Below are 16,707 nucleotides of genomic sequence, written 5' to 3'. Positions count from 1 at the left end.
AATGGATCTCGGCTTCATTCCCGATCCGTTAGCCGAGGCGGGTGATGATCCGCTCACGGCTGACCGAGCGCACCACGAGGGCGAACACGATCACGTCCACGACCAGCAGCACGCCAGCCGCGATGAGTGCGACCCACAGGTCGAAGAGCATCAGGCCGGTCGCCTGGCCCACGATCAGCGCGAGGACGGGCAGGATCACCAGGACCGCCAGTCCCTGCGCCCCCTGCATCGTGGTGGATCGCCCCGACACCGCGACGATGAGGGCGATCGCCAGCACGGCCACCAGGGGCACGAGGAGCAGGATGACGACGTACCAGGTGGCGGTGGGGAAGAACGCGCCGCCCATCACGGGCCCGCCGAGAACCGTGACCACGATCGTGTACATCACGAATGACGTCCAGGCGACGCCGACGGAGGGGATCAGGGATGCGATCACCTTGCCGAGCACCAGCTCCCGATCCGTGAGCGGGGTGTACAGCAGGCCCTCGATCGTTCGCCGTTCCTTCTCGCCGACGAACGCCGAGGCCGCAGTGACGGACGCCACGAGGATCGGAATGAGCAGGAACATCGGCGCCATGAAGAACACGATGACCGCGTAGATCACCGTCTGCTGCGTGTTCAGCCCGTCTGGCACGAACCCGGCGGGAAGGTTCTCCAGAAACGGACGAACGCCGTTGATGGAGGACAGCAGTGCCGGGTTGCCGCCCAGCAGGATGACCGCCGAGGGGATGAGCACCACGAGGATCAGCGGCACCACGAGAATCGGGGCGAGGGCCTGCTTGTTGCGCATCACTTCGAGGAAGTCCTTGCGGACGAGAGTCAGCACCCGCTGGCGGTTCATGCGACGGCCTTTCCGGAGTCGATCGAGCTGCGACGCGCATCATCGACCGTGGCGAAGTAGAGATCCTGCACGGTGGGCCGCTGAGGAACGGCCGCGTGGATGCGCACCCCTGCCGCGGCGAGCGCGGCGATTGCCCGCTCGGTGTCCGCATCCGAAGCGGCCTGCACCGCGATACCGGTGGGCGTCAGGGCCGCACCGGGAACGAGGGCGGCCGCGACGGCGGGGTCGCCGGCCACGTCGATGCGTACGGTGGTCGTCGGCCACCGGCGGGCGATGAGCTCGTCGATATCGCCCTGTGCCACCAGCGCTCCGCCGACCAGCACGCCCACGTCGGAGCAGAGGGCATCCAGCCCCGCCAGCTGATGTGTGCAGATCACCACGGTCAGTTCGGTATCGCGCATGAGGGTTGTGAGATCGGCGATGAGGTCCTCCGTCGCCTCCGGGTCCAGGCCCGCGGTGGGCTCGTCGAGGAACAGCAGGTGAGGGCGCGGCAGAAGAGCACGTCCCACGGCCAGTTTCTGGCGCATGCCCTTGCTGAACGAGCCGACGGCGGAGGAAGCACGATCGCTCAGGGACATCATCTCCAGGACCTCGTCGGCACGGCGGCGCAGCTCGGAGCGGCGGAGGCCGTAGAAGCCGCCCCACACCTCCAGGTTCTCGCGAGCGGTCAGCGTGGCGTACAGCTCCGTATCCGTCTGCACCCCGATGCGCTCGCGGAGCCGGTCTGCATTCGTCGGCGTGAGCTGCTCGCCGAACACGGAGACGGTCCCGGCGGTGGGAGCGATCAGGCCGGTGATGAGTCGGAGGGTCGTGGTCTTCCCGGCCCCGTTCGGCCCGAGCAAGCCGTACGCACGCCCGGGTCGAACGTGGAGATCCAGCCCCCGCACCACGGTGCGCTCGCCGTACTTCTTTTCCAGCTCGCGTGTGGCGATGACGGTCTCGCTCATGGCCGGCTCCCTCGATTTGGTTCTATTTCAACTATAACTAATCGAACGACGATGTCGATCGGGGTCACACGGGCCGTGACGGCTCCGGCTCGCGGGTAAGATCGCCCAAACGGCAACGTACGCCGAACGCTGGGCGCGTGCGTTTGCGCGCGTCCCCCATTCGAAGGACACGACATGACGCGCATCTCTGATTCCGGGTACTCCGTCGCCATCGTGGGAGCCACCGGCCAGGTGGGCACCGTGATGCGCGAGATCCTCATCGAGCGTGCGTTCCCGATTCGTGAGCTGCGTCTGTTCTCCACCGCTCGTTCCGCAGGCACTGCCATCGAGTTCGGTGGCCAGACCGTGATCGTGGAGGACGTCGAGACCGCAGACCCCGCCGGTGTGGAGATCGCACTGTTCTCCGCCGGCGCCACCGGATCCCGCGCCCACGCCCCGCGATTCGCCGCGGCCGGTGCCGTCGTCATCGACAACTCCAGCGCCTGGCGTATGGACCCGGAGGTTCCGCTGGTCGTCAGCGAGGTCAACCCCGAGGCCACGGTCAACCCGCCGAAGGGCATCATCGCCAACCCCAACTGCACCACCATGGCCGCGATGCCGGTGCTCAAGCCGCTGCATGAGGCGGCGGGGCTGCAGCGGCTCATCGTCTCCACCTACCAGGCCGTGTCCGGATCGGGTCTCGCGGGTGCGCAGGAGCTGTTCGGCCAGGTCGAGGGAGTGCTCGCCCAGGGGCCGGAGAAGGTGCTGAACCTCGTCCACGACGGTCGCGCGGTCGACTTCCCGCAGCCGGACAAGTACGTGGCGCCGATCGCCTTCGACGTGCTGCCGTTCGCGGGCAACCTCGTCGACGACGGCGACAACGAGACCGACGAGGAGAAGAAGCTCCGCAACGAGAGCCGCAAGATCCTCGGCATCCCCGACCTGCTCGTTGCGGGCACCTGTGTCCGGGTGCCCGTCTTCACCGGTCACTCGCTCTCGATCCATGCCGAGTTCGCCGAGGACATCACCCCGGACCGCGCTCGCGACATCCTGGCCTCCGCCCCCGGAGTCGCGCTCGAGGAGATCCCGACCCCGTTGCTCGCCGCAGGCAACGACCCGAGCTACGTGGGTCGTATCCGCCAGGACCAGTCCGCGCCGGAAGGCAAGGGCCTCGTGCTCTTCGTCTCGAACGACAATCTGCGCAAGGGGGCGGCACTGAACGCGGTGCAGATCGCCGAAGTGGTCGCCGGCAACCTCTCCTGAGCCGTCATCCGGTGAGGCGGGCGGCATTCGTCCGCCCCACCGGCGCCTTCGTCATGCACACACTGGCAGAGCGAGGGTCAATCCCGGCCTAGACTTGTCTGGTGACCGAAACCGTAGACGTCGTCCTCATCGGCGGTGGCGTGATGAGCGCCACCTTGGGCACCTTCCTCTCGGAGCTGCAGCCCGACTGGAAGATCACCGTCTTCGAGCGACTGAGCGAAGTCGCCGAGGAGAGCTCCAACGCCTGGAACAACGCCGGCACCGGACACTCCGCCCTGTGTGAGCTGAACTACATGCCCGAGGGCAAGGACGGGTCCCTCGACCCGGCCAAGGCCATCAGCATCAACGAGCAGTTCCAGCAGAGCCGCCAGCTGTGGTCCAGCCTGGTGGAGCGCGGGGTGCTGCACGATCCGTCCTCGTTCATCAACACGGCACCGCACATGACCTTCGTCCGTGGTGAGAAGGACGTGGATTACCTCCGCCGCCGCTACGAGGTCCTCAAGGAGCAGCCGCTCTTCGAGGGCATCGAGTTCTCCACCGACTCGCGCGTGATCAACACGTGGGCGCCGCTGCTCATGCAGAAGCGCGTTGCGGGGGAGCCCTTCGCGGCCACCCGTGTGCCCAGCGGCACCGACGTGGACTTCGGTGAGGTCACGCGCCAGATGTTCGCCAACCTGGTCGAGAAGGGCGCCACCCTCCAGACCAACACCGAGGTGAAGAGCCTCAAGCGCATGAAGGACGGCACCTGGCGCATCAGCTACCGCCGTTCGCTGGGCAAGACTCCCGGTGAGATCCGGGCGCGCTTCGTGTTCGTGGGCGCGGGCGGATGGGCGCTCAAGCTGCTCCAGAACTCGGGCATTCCCGAGATCAAGGGATACGGCTGCTTCCCCATCGGCGGCCAGTGGCTGATGACCAGCAACCCCGAGATCGTCGCCCAGCACCGGGCCAAGGTCTACTCGCAGGCTGCCGTCGGTGCGCCCCCCATGTCGGTGCCGCACCTGGACACCCGTGTGGTCAACGGCGAGACCAGCCTGCTGTTCGGCCCGTTCGCGACGTTCACGCCGAAGTTCCTGAAGAAGGGCCGGTTCACGGACATCGTCACGCAGGTGCGCTTCGGCAACCTGTTCTCCATGCTCAAGGTGGCCTTCACCAACTTCGGCCTGATCAAGTACCTGGTGTCGGAGCTGGCGAAGAATCACCGACGCAAGGTGGAGAGCCTCCGCGAATTCATGCCCACCGCGAAGGACTCCGACTGGAAGCTCCTGCAGGCCGGTCAGCGCGCTCAGGTGATGAAGGGCGGCAAGCTCCAGTTCGGTACCGAGGTGGTCGCCCACCAGGATGGATCGATCGCCGGTCTGCTCGGTGCCTCGCCCGGTGCTTCCACCGCCGTCTCGATCATGCTGGATCTGCTGAAGACGTGCTTCCCCGACCGCATCGAGGCGTGGCAGCCGGAGCTGAAGAAGCTGATCCCCAGCTACGGCGAGAAGCTCAACGGCAACCCGCAGGCGGCCGCCGCCGAGTTCGCCGCCACCGCCGAGACGCTGCGCCTCTCCGCCTGACGCGCGCCCGTCGTGGGTGGTCTCACGATCTTCCGACATCGCGGCGCTGACATGCAGTTCCTGAGACCACCGAACGGTGTGGTCTCAGGAACTGCTGCTGTCGGCGGCTCCGTCTGGCGGCGGGTACGTCTGGCGGCGGCTAGTAGGCTCGATCCATGCGCCTCTGGTCTCTGCATCCGTCCATCCTCGACCGGGCCGCGCTCATCGCGTGCTGGCGTGAAGGACTGCTGGCGCAGAAGGTTCTCGCGGGAGGGACGCGCGGGTACACCCGCCACCCTCAGCTGGAACGATTTCGTGGCGCGGGTGATCCGGCCGCAGCGATCGCTCATTTCCTCACGGCGCTGCAGGTCGAGGCGACCGCGCGCGGCTACCGCTTCGATGCGACCCGCATCGGCGTCGCAGACGCGGAGAACCCGCGAATTCCGGTGACCGAGGGTCAGCTTGCGTATGAACTGGAGTGGTTGCGCACCAAGGTGATCGTGCGGGATCCCGAGTGGCTGCCGAGACTCGCCGACCCCGCGGCCGCTCCGTCATTCGTCACGATCCCCGGCCCGATCGAGTCGTGGGAGCGCGGCGTCCCGCTCGGCGCGGCCACGGCGTAGGCGCCTCTCCTGGACCCGCCGATGTCGGTGGCCCGTGGCAGGGTGGAGTGATGAGCGAGAACACCCGTGAGGCGGCCCGTCGAATCCTGCGCTCCCTCGTGGGGCGGGAGGATGCGGACTTCCACGACGGGCAGTTCGAGGCGATCGAGGCTCTCGTGGACGGGCACCGCCGTGCCCTGGTGGTGCAGCGCACCGGGTGGGGAAAATCCGCCGTCTACTTCGTGGCCACGGCCCTGCTGCGCGAGCGCGGTGCCGGACCGACTGTCCTGGTCTCTCCGCTGCTCGCGCTCATGCGAGACCAGATCGCGGCCGCCCAGCGCAGCGGGGTGCGCGCGGTGGCCATCAACTCCACCAACGCCCACGAATGGGCCACCGTGTCGGCAGCGCTGGAGAACGACGAGATCGACGTGCTGCTGGTCTCGCCGGAGCGGCTGAACAACCCCGCGTTCCGCGAGAACCAGCTGCCGTCTCTCGTCCGCCGCATGGGGCTGCTGGTGGTGGACGAGGCGCACTGCATCAGCGACTGGGGGCACGACTTCCGCCCCGACTACCGGCGCCTGCGCGACCTCATCGCGGATCTCGATCCTGCGGTCCCGGTGCTGGCCACCACGGCCACGGCCAACAGCCGGGTGGTCGCAGACATCGCGGAGCAGATGGAGACCACCGACACCGATGTGCTGACCATCCGCGGACCGCTCGCACGGGCATCGCTGCGACTCGGTGTGCTGCGCCTTCCCGACGCGGTCACGCGCCTCGCCTGGCTCATCACCCACATCGGTGAGCTGTCCGGATCGGGCATCGTCTACACCCTCACCGTCGCCGCGGCGGAAGACACGGCGCGGGCAATGCGCGCTGCCGGCATCGACGCCTACGCCTACTCCGGTCAGACGCCCGTGGAAGAGCGGGAGGAGCTTGAAGAGAAGCTGCGTCGCAACGAAGTGAAGGCACTCGTCGCCACGTCGGCACTGGGTATGGGATTCGACAAGCCCGACCTCGGCTTCGTGGTGCACCTCGGCGCGCCGTCCTCACCGGTGGCCTACTACCAGCAGGTCGGACGCGCGGGTCGTGCCACGGATCGTGCCGATGTCCTCTTGCTGCCCGGGCCGGAGGACACGGCGATCTGGGAGTATTTCGCCACCTCGTCCATGCCCGACCAGGAGCGTGCGGAACGTGTGATCTCCGCTCTCGGCGATGCGCCGCTGTCCACGCCGGCGCTGGAGGCGCGGGTGGATATCCGGCGCTCCCGCCTCGAACTCCTCCTCAAGGTGCTGGATGTGGACGGTGCCGTCCGGCGGGTGCAGGGCGGCTGGGTCGGCACCGGCCAGCCGTGGGCCTACGACGCCGAGCGTTATGGGCGAATCGCCGCCGCCCGCCGCGCGGAGCAGGAAGCCATGCTCGCCTACGAGCGCACGGACGAATGTCGCATGATGTTTCTGCAGCGCGCCCTCGATGACGCCACCGCAGCGCCCTGCGGACGATGCGACAACTGTGCCGGCACATGGATCGACGCGCAGGTCGCCTCCTTCGCGGCGGAGGAGGCACGCACCGCGATGGACCGGGTCGGCGCCGTCATTGAGCCGCGCGCTCAGTGGCCCACCGGCATGGCCTCTCTGGGGCTGAGTTTGTCCGGTCGTATCCCGGTGGACGAACGGTACGACGAGGGTCGTGCGCTTGCCCGTCTCACCGACCTCGGCTGGGGCAACACCCTGCGTGAGATCTTCGCCGCGGGGGCCGCAGATGCACCCCTGCAACCGGCCGTGCTCCAGGCCTGCGCGCGAGTGCTGGGGGAGTGGCCGTGGGCGGAGCGACCCGTTGCCGTGGTCTCCGTACCGTCGCGGACTCGCCCGCAACTCGTGGCGTCGCTCGCGCATGGTCTCGCGGGGCTGGGGCGATTGCCATATCTCGGGGAGCTTGCCACCACGGCGGTGGGTGCGCCATCCGAGACGGGCGGCAACAGCGCCTTCCGCCTGTCGCGCGTGTGGGGGACGCTGGACGCCGCGAGCCTCGATGTCCCCGCGGGGCCGGTGCTGCTCGTCGACGACATCGCCGACAGCCGCTGGACGCTGCAGGTCGCCTCCTCTGCGCTCCGCGCGGCGGGCGCCACCCGCGTACTGCCCTTCACGCTCGCCCTGCGCGCCTGACGGCCGCGCGCGGGGCGGCTGTGCGCGGGCGGCTGTGTGCGGGACGGCTGTGTGCGGGACGGCTGCGCGTCTGACGGCGTCGTTCCGGACGGCTGCGCTCCTCACGGTGTCCTGCCGGACGTTCGTTTCTGAGGCCTTCGCCGTCGTCCCGAGCATCCCGGGGCGGCACACTCGCCCTGCGCGCCGGACTCGGACCGCGGGCATCGGTCCGAGTCCGTAGACTCTTCCGGTGGCCAAACTCTACTTCCGCTATGGAGCAATGAACTCCGGCAAGTCCACCGCACTGCTCCAGGCCGCGTACAACTACGAGGAGCGCGGTCAGGCCGTGTTGCTGACCAAGCCGGCCATCGACACCAAGGGCGCCGGACAGATCGAGTCCCGCCTCGGTATGACCCGTGACGTCGACTTCCTGTTGCATGCGGATGACGATGCGCGGGCCGTGGTGCGCGAGTACCGTGAGCGGCACCGCGCGCAGGCCGCGGAGGCGCTGATCCCGGGCGGAGTCGGCGACATCGCGTGCGTGCTCGTGGACGAGGCGCAGTTCCTCACTCCCGCTCAGATCGATGACCTGTTCCGCATTGCGGTCCTGGACGGGATCCCGGTACTGGCATACGGAATTCGCAGCGATTTCCGCACCGCCGCGTTCCCCGGATCCCGACGGCTCCTGGAGATCGCGCACTCGCTGGAGGAACTGAAGACGATCTGCCGGTGCGGGCGCAAGGCCGTCTTCAACGGTCGCGTGATCGACGGCCGGTTCGTGTTCGACGGTGATCAGGTGGCCATCGACGCCGCGACCGCGGACGTTCGCGACGAGCACTTCGTCACCTACGAGTCGCTGTGCGGCTCCTGCTACCTGGAGGAGTCCGGCGGCGTCCTCGCCTCCTGATCCTCGCCCCCCTCACTCCACGCCGGGAAACCCCGGCCCGTCCGAGAGGCCCCGCGGCGCCGGGTGTGCCGGGGTCTTTCGGCGTGCGGCGCGCGTATCGGCGCCGTTGTGTGTGGTCCGACCACAGTGATACGCTGTGGTCGGACCACAGTGGCGACCGCGGGAGCGGCGTTCGAGCAACGGGGCGAGGATGAGCGAGAACACCGGCGAGGCTGCGCCGAAGGCGTGGCAGAGCGTCATCGAGCATGTCGAGTCGCGCCTGCTGTCCGGCGATCTCGTCCCGGGTGACCGGCTGCCCGGCGAGCGGATCCTGTCGGCAGAACTCGGCGTGGGTCGCTCCAGCGTGCGAGAGGCGCTGCGTGTGCTGGAAGTCATGGGCCTCATCCGCACCGCCACGGGGTCCGGCCCGAACGCGGGAGCGATCATCGTCGCCACCCCGGAGGGCGGCATGAGCGCCCTGATGCGCCTGCAGGTGGCAGCCAGTGGGTTCCGGGTCGCGGATATCGTCCGCACCCGACTGCTGCTGGAGTCGGCCGTCGCCGGCGACCTTGCCCGCGGGGGAGACCTGTCCGCAGCACTAGCGCTGCTGGACGCCATGGACGCCCCCGATGTCACCGCGGAGGAATTCCTCGCCCTCGACGCTGCATTCCACCTCGCTCTGGCATCAGCCGCGGGGAACCAGGTCATCATTGCGACCATGGCGGGGCTGCGTCACAGCATCGAGACCTACGTGCGCGATGGCGCGGCTCGCCTCGCGGACTGGCCCGCGATGGCGGCTCGCCTGCGTGCGGAGCACCGCGGCATCGTGGCCGCGATCCGCGACGGCGACGCCGACGCGGCATCGACCCGCACACACGATCACATCGCCGGCTACTACGCCGCGATCTCCCTCGACCCCCACCACACAGACACCGCACAGCGAGAGGAAAGCGCCTGATGGTCAAGCGCCAGTTCCCGAACCCCATCGAGCTCGCCGAGCTCATGCGGTTCAAGAAGCCCACCCTCAACCCCACCGATCGTCGCCTCGAGAAGGCGCTCACGATCGCAGACCTCCGCACGATCGCACAGCGTCGCACCCCGCGCGCCCCCTTCGACTACACCGAGGGCGCGGCCGAAGGCGAGCTGTCCCTCGCACGCGCGCGGCAGGCATTCGAGGACGTGGAGTTCCACCCGTCGATCCTGCGCAACGTGCCCGAGGTCGACATGACCACCCAGGTGCTCGGTGGAACGTCGTCGATGCCGTTCGGCATCGCGCCCACGGGCTTCACGCGGATGATGCAGACCGAGGGCGAGATCGCCGGGTCTGGAGCCGCGGGCGCCGCGGGCATCCCGTTCACGCTCTCGACCCTCGGAACCACGTCCATCGAGGATGTGAAGGCGAACAATCCCACGGGCCGGAACTGGTTCCAGCTGTACGTGATGCGCGACCGCGAGGTCTCCTACGATCTGGTGCGCCGCGCCGCCGCGGCAGGCTTTGACACCCTCTTCTTCACCGTGGACACCCCCGTCGCCGGCGCTCGTCTGCGAGACAAGCGCGCGGGCTTCTCGATCCCGCCGCAGCTCACACCCGGCGTGGTCATCAACGCGATCCCGCGTCCGGCCTGGTGGATCAACTTCCTCACCACCCCGAAGCTCGAGTTCGCGTCGCTTTCCTCCACCGGCGGCACCGTGGGCGACCTGCTCAACGCCGCGATGGACCCCACGATCTCCTTCGACGATCTGGAGATCATCCGCTCGCTGTGGCCGGGCAAGATCATGGTGAAGGGTGTGCAGACCGTGGAGGACGCGCTGCTGCTCGCCGACAAGGGCGTGGACGGCATCGTGCTGTCCAACCACGGCGGTCGTCAGCTCGACCGTGCCCCGATCCCGTTCCACCTGCTGCCGCACGTGGTGAAGGAGCTCGGTTCCGACATGGAGATCCACGTGGACACCGGGATCATGAACGGTGCCGACATCGTGGCATCCGTCGCGCTGGGCGCCAAGTTCACGCTCGTCGGTCGCGCGTACCTGTACGGGCTGATGGCCGGTGGCCGCCGCGGTGTCGACAAGACCATCTCGATCCTCGGCAGCGAGATCGAGCGCACGATGAAGCTGCTGGAGGCCGCGACCATCGAGGAGCTGAGCCCGAAGCACGTCACGCAGCTGTCCCGCCTGCAGCCCATCGCGAAGCCGTTCGCCGATGTTGCCGAGGCGATGACCGCGCACCAGCCGCGCACCGTTCCCGCCAACAAGCCGGCGCGTTCGGTCAAAGCACCCGCGAAAGCGAGCAAGGCGAAGGACGTCGCCGCAAGCTGAGCCCGCATGCGAAGGGCCGGACGGGATCTCCCGTCCGGCCCTTCGCATCGCCGTGAGCGTTTCGAGTGCGTCTCAGACCCGCACCGGAAGTTCCAGCAGCAGAGCATCGAGGTGCGCGGCGGTGTCTTCCCATCCCTCGACAGCGCGGGCGGGTACGCCCAGCGACAGCACCGGATAGTCGTTTCCGCCCTGGTCGAGGCGGTCGCCGTAGAAGAGCATGTCGGCGAACGCGATACCGGTGGCCTCGGACAGCCGCGTCATCCCGTACGCCTTGTCGATGCCGATGCGGGTGATGTCGATGGATGTGGAGCCGCCCGAACGGACCTCGAGATCCGGAAGCAGGGCGGCGACGGCCTCACGCAGGGCGGACTTCTTCGCGCCCGTGGGATCCCAGGCCTTCTTGTCGGCGAGAGCGGCCTGCTGGCCAAGAGCCGAGAAGGTGATCTGGGAGCCGCGGTCCTCGATCACGTCACCGGCCGGACTGGATTCCCACAGCCCGAGCCGCTCCGCCTCAGAGCGCAGTGCCGCGATCGCGCGCTCCTTCTCGTCGTCGGTGAGGTAGTCGGCGTACACGGCCGTGAAGGACGAACCGTCGTGACGGAAGTACTGGGTGCCGCAGGTGGGCATCAGGTGCATACGGTCCAGGACCGCAGCGGATGTCGAGGGCAGGTGCGCGAGCACCTGGTTGCGGAACTGCTCCCACTGTCCGCCGGAGATGATCGCGACTTCGACGCGCTCCGCCAGCTCGACGAGCAACTGAGCGATGCGCGGGTCCACGGGGGACTTCGACGGAGCGAGGGTGTCGTCGAGATCGAAGGCGACGAGCTTCGGTGCAGGCACGGCAGTTCTTCCTTTGTGTGAGCGGTGCCCAGTTTATCCAGCGGGGTCTGAACGATGGCCGGATGGGGATCGACGCACCGCCCACACCAGTGCACCCGCCCCCGCAAGCGCGAGGAGCAGGCCGAGCGAGGTCAGCAGAATGCTCGGCCAGCCGCGTTCCGGGAGCAGGAACCCGTACGGCACCCACCCGTCGGTGACACCGCGGATCAGGACCACGACGAGCCACACCACCGGGTAGGGGAGGAGTAGCCAGAAGTGCCTCCACCGAATGCCGGGGTGATCGCGGATCACGATCCAGTCCACGAGCATCAGGGCCGGCAGGACGACGTGCAGCACGGCGCTCACCCACGGCGGCGCGGCCCCCGTCCCCGGCACCAGCAGGTTGTAGATGACCGCCACGAGGATCATGCACGCCGTGGCCACGGCGCGCGCGAGTGTGAGCGCGAGCGGTGTGCTCCGTCGCAGAAGTGCCGTCGCACCGGTCGCCACCAGCACGAGCGCGGTGAGAAGGCTGGTCAGATTGGTGAAGAAGCCGAAGTAGTCGACCAGTGAGATGCGGTGCGTGGAGGAGAGGAGACCGAACGTGTATGTGAGGACACCGAGCACGACCAGGCCGACCGAGACCCGGGCGACGGCGACTGCCGTCCGGGGAGGCCGGTTCACGGGAGACCGCCCGCGTCGACGGCTCGAGCGAGCAAAGCGCAGCATGTCGTGCGGGCGAGTGCCCGAGCACCGGTCATCAACGCATGCATGATTCCCCCACAGGGTTCGAGACGTCGGTTGCCATTATCCACACGAACCCTCCCGCGAGCGGGACCGGGTGCTGCGACGGCGAGAGGCACGAGCAGAAACGCCGAAGGGCCGGTCCTGATGAACCGGCCCTTCGGCGATTGTGTCGGGGTGACAGGATTTGAACCTGCGGCCTCTTCGTCCCGAACGAAGCGCGCTACCAAGCTGCGCCACACCCCGTTGATGACAACTCATTCAGTCTACCTGATCGGGGGAGGTGGTCTTGACCAAAGTCACCCTTTTCGGGGCACGAGCGTGATGAGCGAGGCCTCGGGACGGCACGCGAAGCGGATTGGCGCGTAGATCGAGTGTCCGAGTCCTGCACTGACGTTGAGCGGGATCGGGCGTGTCGCGGACGGCCACGAGCTGAGGCCGCGGGACTGCGACAGCGGGATGTCGCAGTTCGCCACCAGGGCGCCCACGCCGGGGATCCGGATCTGCCCGCCGTGGGTGTGCCCGGCGAAGATCATGTCGGCGCCCTCGGAGGCGAACGCGTCGAGCACGCGCCGGTACGGTGCGTGGGTGACGCCGATGGTGAGGCGGGGGAGGCTGGACTCCTGCGCGCGTAGCGCGGCCGCGTGCCCGGGCAGTTCGTCGAGACGGTCCCACTGCCGATGAGCATCACCCGTGCCGATGATGTCGATGCGGTGCCCGCGGATCTCCACGGAGGTCGCGCCATTGTCGACGCTGTTCCAGCCGAGGCCGTCCGAGAGGAAGGAGTCCAGCCCCTCGATGTCGAGCCGCGGGGCGTCCTCGATGAACTTCGACGGACCCGTGAAGTACCGGAACGGATTGCGCGGTGCCGGACTGAAGACGTCGTTCGAGCCGTAGACGTAGGCTCCGGGCACGCCCGCGAAACCGGCGAACGCTGCCCGGATGCCGCGGAGGGCATCCTCGTGGCCGAGGTTGTCGCCGGTGTCGATGATCAGGTCAGGACGCAGCGATGCGAGCGAGGCGAGCCACGCTTGCTTGCGCACCTGCCACGGCGCCATGTGGACATCAGAGATGTGCAGGATGCGGACAGGGTCGGATCCGTCGGGCAGCACCGCGACGGTGTGCTGGCGGAGGGTGTACAGATGGCGTTCGATGCCGATGCCCCACGTGAGGGCGGCGGCGCCAGCGGCCCCCACCACCCCGAGGGCGGTGAGGGCCTGGCGTGCTGCGGATCGCATCAGTAGGCGGTGCTCCTTGTCATGGTCATCCGTTGCAGTTCTTCGCGGAGTAGATGATGACCACCTGGGTATCCGGCTTCGCCTTCGTATTGGCGGCGGGGCTCGTGCTGGTCACCGTTCCGCCCCCCGGGGCGTTGGGATCGCTCGTGCAGGTCTGCGCGAGGTTGGTGAACCCGGCCCCTTGCAGCGCCTGGATCGCCTTCTGGAACGACTGTCCGGTCACATCCGGGATCGTGACGTTGCCCTTCGTGTTGTCGGGCTTGCCCTTGCCGGTGCTCGGGGTGATGGTCACGAGCGTGCCGCCTGCAGCCCTGCCCGCCCCCGGGTCCTGCGCGGTGATCGTGCCGGCCGCCTCATCGGCGTCGACCGGGGTTCCGACCGAGACCTGGAATCCCGCATCCTCCAGGACCTTCGTTGCCTGATCGACGGTCATGCCGACGACGTTGGGGAGGTCCTTGAGGACGACGCGGATGAGGTTCTGATCCGGTGCCGGGAAGTCCGGGGCGGGGTAGAACTGGTCCGCGGCGGCCTGCAGGTCGCGGCCGAGGTAATAGCGGATGTCGTTGAGCATCATGCCGGCCTGATCGACCCAGGTGTGCTCGACGGGGACATCCCCGTTGTACTGACCCACCCAGGCGACGCTGGTCACACGGGAGCTGGTCTGGATCAGCCACGTCTGCTGGGACTCGTGTGTTCCCGTCTTTCCACCCACCATCGTGCCGTCGTAGGGGTTGCCTCGGTCTCCCGTGCCGCCTTCCATGACACCTCGCAGCGCGAAGAGCGCGGTCGCGGCGACTTCCGGCGTCGTGACCCGCGTTCCGTCGGGGTTGATGCCGAGGTCGATCTCCGAACCGTCAGCGTTCTGAACGCTGTCGATGAGGCGCGGCTTGTGGTAGACGCCTCCGTTGGCCAGTGCGGCGTATGCCCCGCCCATGCCGAGCGGCGAGACGTTGCCGGAGCCGAGCAGGGTGAACAGCACCTTGTCGAAGTCGCGGGCCGGGTCACCGAAAACGGCGCCGAAGCGCTTGGCGACGTCGATGATCTCGCACACGTCCAACTGCTCCGCCATGGCGAAGAAGCCGGAGTTGAGGGAGTCCCTCGTGAACTTGAGGGGTGTGCCACGGTATCCGGGGTTGCTCGCGAAGTTCTCGGAGGTGCCGGTGATGGTGTCATCGCCGCAGTGGGAGGTGAAGTTCTTCCGGTAGCGGCCGTCGAGCTGCTCGTTGAGCGACTTGCCCTTCTCGAGCCAGTCGATCAGCGTGAACACCTTGAAGGTTGAACCGACGGAGAAACCGATGCTGGAGTCACCCCAGCGATAATCACCCGCCCACACCTGTGGAGAGGTCCCGGGCGCGGCGCCCTCGGGGTCGTAGTTCGTGTTCTGCGTGAGGCTGAGCACACGGCCGGTCGACGCCTCGATGTTCAGGCCGGACGATCCCACCTGAATCGTGTCCATGTAGGCCGGGACCAGGGAGTGCATGGCGTCGTTCGCACGCGACTGCAGGTTCCAGTCCAGCGTCGTGTAGACCTTCAGCCCACCGCGGTTGAGGAGGAGTTCCCGGTCCTCCTGCTCGGCGCCGAAAGCGGGGTCGGAGAGGATGCTCTCCTGCACCAGGGTGCAGAAGTACTCGGCACCGGCGGCAGTGGCACAACCCTTCTTCAGTTCCTGGATCACCGGCTCGATCGGCGCGGCCAGGGCCGCATCGTATTCTTCCTGGGTGATCTTGCCGTCGTGGATCATGCGGCCGAGGACGCTGTCACGGCGCTCTTTGGTGACGGAGTAGCCATCGGCGGCGCCGTTGACCTCGTTCTCGGGCTGATCCAGCCGGTAGTTGTTGGGCGATTGCACCATGCCGGCGAGGGTCGCCGCCTGGTTCAGGTTGAGGTTCGCCGCGGAGACGCTGAAGTAGCGCTGGGCGGCGGCCTCGATCCCGTACGTCAGCCCACCCCAGGAGGCGATGTTGAGGTAGCCGAGGAGGATCTCCTCCTTGCTGTACTGCTGCTCCAGCGTGATCGCGTAGCGCATCTCGCGGAGCTTGCGCTCGATGCCGTCCAGGCCTTCCTGGCCGGCGTAGTCGTCCCAGCACGCGCCCAGAGCTTCTGTGTCGCCGGGGGCGGTCTCTCGCTCACACTGCTGCAGCAGCACGTTCTTCACGTACTGCTGCGTGATGGACGAGCCGCCCGACGTTCCCTGCTTGAGCAGCGTGGAGATCACGGCGCGGGTGGTGCCGGTGAGGTCGACGCCGCCATGGGCGAAGTAGCGGTTGTCCTCGCTGGACAGCAGCGCATCGATCATCACAGGCGCGACCTGATCCAGCGTCACGGGGTCGCGGTTCTGTTCGTAGAACTTCGCCATCTCCACGTACTGCCCGCTGGCGGGATCCTTGGCGTAGAACGTGGACGGCAGCATCGCGGTGTCGATCTGCAGCATGGGGGGCAGCTCGTTGAACATCGAGATGGCACCCTTGGCCGCGGTGCCGCCGACGGCGATGGCGGGCGTGACGGTCGCGGTGACGAGAACACCGGCGATGGCACTGAGGCCGACGAGGCCGAGAAGGCCGCCGACGACGCCGCTGGCCGTGCGTTTGGTTCGAGGCATAGGCTAGATGCTAATGCCGCTCCCTGTGAGGACGGCCTCTCGTTCGCCGCATTCGGAGCTTTCAATGACCACGTGGGAATACCTGACGACGCCGCTGCTCATCCACAACACCGCAGCCATCCTCAACAACTGGGGCAAGCAGGGCTGGGAGCTGGTGCAGGTGGTGACCGGGCCCGAGGGTGGTCTCGTCGGCTACTTCAAGCGCCCCGTCACCGACGCGGCACCCGCCAACACCGGCCTCGCCTCCGCCGCGCAGGCCGCCCAGCAGTTCCAGGAGTGAGCATGACCGTTTCCGCACGCCTCGCCGAGCTCGGCATCGAGCTGCCCCCGGTCGCAGCCCCCGTCGCCGCCTATGTCCCGGCGGTTCGTCACGGCGATCTCGTCTACACGTCGGGCCAGCTTCCCATGGTCTCGGGCGCGCTTCCCGCCACCGGCAAGGTAGGGGAGGGGCACGGGCTGGTTCCGGCGTCCGACGCCCAGTCGTACGCGCGTCAGTCCGCGTTGAACGCCCTCGCTGCGGCCGCCGCGATCGTGGGTGGTGTCGACAACATCACGGGCGTCCTCAAGCTCACCGGCTTCGTCGCCTCCGTGCCGGAGTTCACCGGGCAGCCGGGGGTCATCAACGGAGCCTCGGTCGTGTTCGGCGAGATCTTCGGCGATGCTGGCGTGCACGCCCGCTCCGCCGTGGGTGTTCCTGTGCTGCCGCTCGACGCACCCGTCGAGGTCGAGGTGGTCTTCACCGTCGCCTGACGACTCGTCCACTGCGCCGGCTCCCGCTCATTGAGGGGGAGCCG

General features: G+C 67.9%; 15 protein-coding genes and 1 tRNA gene. 9 read left to right on the top strand and 7 right to left on the bottom strand.

Annotation, left to right across the window (positions count from 1 at the left end; all coding sequences use genetic code 11):
* Nucleotides 1–28: 28 nt before the first annotated feature.
* Both ACIQJ5_RS11575 and ACIQJ5_RS11570 read right to left on the bottom strand, forming a co-directional pair.
* Entirely contained in the window at nt 29–841 is an 813-nt protein-coding gene (locus ACIQJ5_RS11575; protein WP_402844022.1) for an ABC transporter permease subunit, read from the bottom strand.
* Complete coding sequence (locus ACIQJ5_RS11570) at nt 838–1,788, bottom strand: ABC transporter ATP-binding protein (RefSeq protein ID WP_402844019.1); 951 nt, start codon at nt 1,786–1,788, stop codon at nt 838–840. Before ACIQJ5_RS11570 ends, ACIQJ5_RS11575 begins: the two co-directional genes overlap by 4 nt.
* 174 nt (nt 1,789–1,962) lie before the next feature.
* Here ACIQJ5_RS11570 and ACIQJ5_RS11565 point away from each other — a divergent pair, with 174 nt between their 5' ends.
* The 7 genes from ACIQJ5_RS11565 to ACIQJ5_RS11535 all read left to right on the top strand — a co-directional run bounded on the left by ACIQJ5_RS11565 (nt 1,963) and on the right by ACIQJ5_RS11535 (nt 10,513).
* Complete coding sequence (locus tag ACIQJ5_RS11565; RefSeq protein ID WP_231091833.1) at nt 1,963–3,030, top strand: aspartate-semialdehyde dehydrogenase; 1,068 nt, start codon at nt 1,963–1,965, stop codon at nt 3,028–3,030.
* Between the two features lie 101 nt (nt 3,031–3,131).
* Nucleotides 3,132–4,589, top strand: coding sequence for a malate dehydrogenase (quinone) (mqo, locus tag ACIQJ5_RS11560; protein ID WP_308070887.1), 1,458 nt, complete (start codon nt 3,132–3,134; stop codon nt 4,587–4,589).
* 155 nt (nt 4,590–4,744) lie between these two features.
* Entirely contained in the window at nt 4,745–5,191 is a 447-nt protein-coding gene (locus tag ACIQJ5_RS11555) for a pyrimidine dimer DNA glycosylase/endonuclease V (protein WP_402844011.1), read from the top strand.
* 50 nt (nt 5,192–5,241) lie between these two features.
* Nucleotides 5,242–7,332 (top strand): RecQ family ATP-dependent DNA helicase, encoded by a 2,091-nt coding sequence (locus ACIQJ5_RS11550; protein ID WP_402844008.1) that lies wholly within the window; start codon nt 5,242–5,244, stop codon nt 7,330–7,332.
* Nucleotides 7,333–7,561: 229 nt separating this feature from the next.
* Nucleotides 7,562–8,218 (top strand): thymidine kinase, encoded by a 657-nt coding sequence (locus tag ACIQJ5_RS11545; RefSeq protein WP_231091836.1) that lies wholly within the window; start codon nt 7,562–7,564, stop codon nt 8,216–8,218.
* Nucleotides 8,219–8,408: 190 nt separating this feature from the next.
* The gene (locus ACIQJ5_RS11540; RefSeq protein ID WP_402844005.1) at nt 8,409–9,155 is read left to right on the top strand and encodes a FadR/GntR family transcriptional regulator; all 747 of its coding nucleotides are present in this window, start codon (nt 8,409–8,411) and stop codon (nt 9,153–9,155) included.
* Nucleotides 9,155–10,513: an alpha-hydroxy-acid oxidizing protein gene (locus tag ACIQJ5_RS11535; protein WP_402844003.1), complete on the top strand. Its 1,359-nt coding sequence runs from the start codon at nt 9,155–9,157 to the stop codon at nt 10,511–10,513. Before ACIQJ5_RS11540 ends, ACIQJ5_RS11535 begins: the two co-directional genes overlap by 1 nt.
* Nucleotides 10,514–10,585: 72 nt before the next feature.
* Here the strand turns inward: ACIQJ5_RS11535 and ACIQJ5_RS11530 are convergent, their stop codons facing one another.
* The 5 genes from ACIQJ5_RS11530 to ACIQJ5_RS11510 all read right to left on the bottom strand — a co-directional run bounded on the left by ACIQJ5_RS11530 (nt 10,586) and on the right by ACIQJ5_RS11510 (nt 15,913).
* Nucleotides 10,586–11,353 carry an HAD-IIB family hydrolase gene (locus ACIQJ5_RS11530; RefSeq protein WP_402844000.1) on the bottom strand — a complete coding sequence of 256 codons (768 nt, stop codon included), beginning with the start codon at nt 11,351–11,353 and terminating at the stop codon, nt 10,586–10,588.
* Between the two features lie 33 nt (nt 11,354–11,386).
* The gene (locus ACIQJ5_RS11525; RefSeq protein ID WP_402843997.1) at nt 11,387–12,016 is read right to left on the bottom strand and encodes a Pr6Pr family membrane protein; all 630 of its coding nucleotides are present in this window, start codon (nt 12,014–12,016) and stop codon (nt 11,387–11,389) included.
* A 232-nt stretch (nt 12,017–12,248) separates the two neighbouring features.
* Nucleotides 12,249–12,322: transfer RNA gene (locus ACIQJ5_RS11520), tRNA-Pro, on the bottom strand.
* A 53-nt stretch (nt 12,323–12,375) separates the two neighbouring features.
* The gene (locus ACIQJ5_RS11515) at nt 12,376–13,314 is read right to left on the bottom strand and encodes a metallophosphoesterase (RefSeq protein ID WP_402843994.1); all 939 of its coding nucleotides are present in this window, start codon (nt 13,312–13,314) and stop codon (nt 12,376–12,378) included.
* 25 nt (nt 13,315–13,339) lie between these two features.
* On the bottom strand, nt 13,340–15,913 hold the full coding sequence (locus ACIQJ5_RS11510; protein WP_402843992.1) for a transglycosylase domain-containing protein: 2,574 nt from the start codon (nt 15,911–15,913) through the stop codon (nt 13,340–13,342).
* Nucleotides 15,914–15,977: 64 nt separating this feature from the next.
* Between ACIQJ5_RS11510 and ACIQJ5_RS11505 the strand changes: the two genes are divergently transcribed.
* Both ACIQJ5_RS11505 and ACIQJ5_RS11500 read left to right on the top strand, forming a co-directional pair.
* The gene (locus ACIQJ5_RS11505) at nt 15,978–16,193 is read left to right on the top strand and encodes a DUF4177 domain-containing protein (RefSeq protein ID WP_231091843.1); all 216 of its coding nucleotides are present in this window, start codon (nt 15,978–15,980) and stop codon (nt 16,191–16,193) included.
* 2 nt (nt 16,194–16,195) lie between these two features.
* A complete protein-coding gene (locus ACIQJ5_RS11500) occupies nt 16,196–16,663 on the top strand; it encodes a RidA family protein (RefSeq protein WP_402843990.1) in 468 nt (155 codons plus the stop codon).
* The last annotated feature ends 44 nt before the right edge of the window (nt 16,664–16,707 follow it).

It is taken from the genome of Microbacterium sp. GXS0129 (assembly GCF_044769785.1).
GTDB classification, from domain to species: Bacteria; Actinomycetota; Actinomycetes; order Actinomycetales; family Microbacteriaceae; genus Microbacterium; species Microbacterium nymphoidis.
This window is presented reverse-complemented; position numbering and strand designations above follow the sequence as displayed.

Coding starts and splice junctions, on each gene's coding strand:
- ACIQJ5_RS11515 (WP_402843994.1), bottom strand. CDS start 13,314: ATGCGATCCGCAGCACGCCAGGCCCTCACCGCCCTCGGGGTGGTGGGG.
- ACIQJ5_RS11500 (WP_402843990.1), top strand. CDS start 16,196: ATGACCGTTTCCGCACGCCTCGCCGAGCTCGGCATCGAGCTGCCCCCG.
- ACIQJ5_RS11540 (WP_402844005.1), top strand. CDS start 8,409: ATGAGCGAGAACACCGGCGAGGCTGCGCCGAAGGCGTGGCAGAGCGTC.
- ACIQJ5_RS11570 (WP_402844019.1), bottom strand. CDS start 1,788: ATGAGCGAGACCGTCATCGCCACACGCGAGCTGGAAAAGAAGTACGGC.
- ACIQJ5_RS11555 (WP_402844011.1), top strand. CDS start 4,745: ATGCGCCTCTGGTCTCTGCATCCGTCCATCCTCGACCGGGCCGCGCTC.
- ACIQJ5_RS11550 (WP_402844008.1), top strand. CDS start 5,242: ATGAGCGAGAACACCCGTGAGGCGGCCCGTCGAATCCTGCGCTCCCTC.
- ACIQJ5_RS11565 (WP_231091833.1), top strand. CDS start 1,963: ATGACGCGCATCTCTGATTCCGGGTACTCCGTCGCCATCGTGGGAGCC.
- ACIQJ5_RS11575 (WP_402844022.1), bottom strand. CDS start 841: ATGAACCGCCAGCGGGTGCTGACTCTCGTCCGCAAGGACTTCCTCGAA.
- ACIQJ5_RS11505 (WP_231091843.1), top strand. CDS start 15,978: ATGACCACGTGGGAATACCTGACGACGCCGCTGCTCATCCACAACACC.
- ACIQJ5_RS11535 (WP_402844003.1), top strand. CDS start 9,155: ATGGTCAAGCGCCAGTTCCCGAACCCCATCGAGCTCGCCGAGCTCATG.
- ACIQJ5_RS11510 (WP_402843992.1), bottom strand. CDS start 15,913: ATGCCTCGAACCAAACGCACGGCCAGCGGCGTCGTCGGCGGCCTTCTC.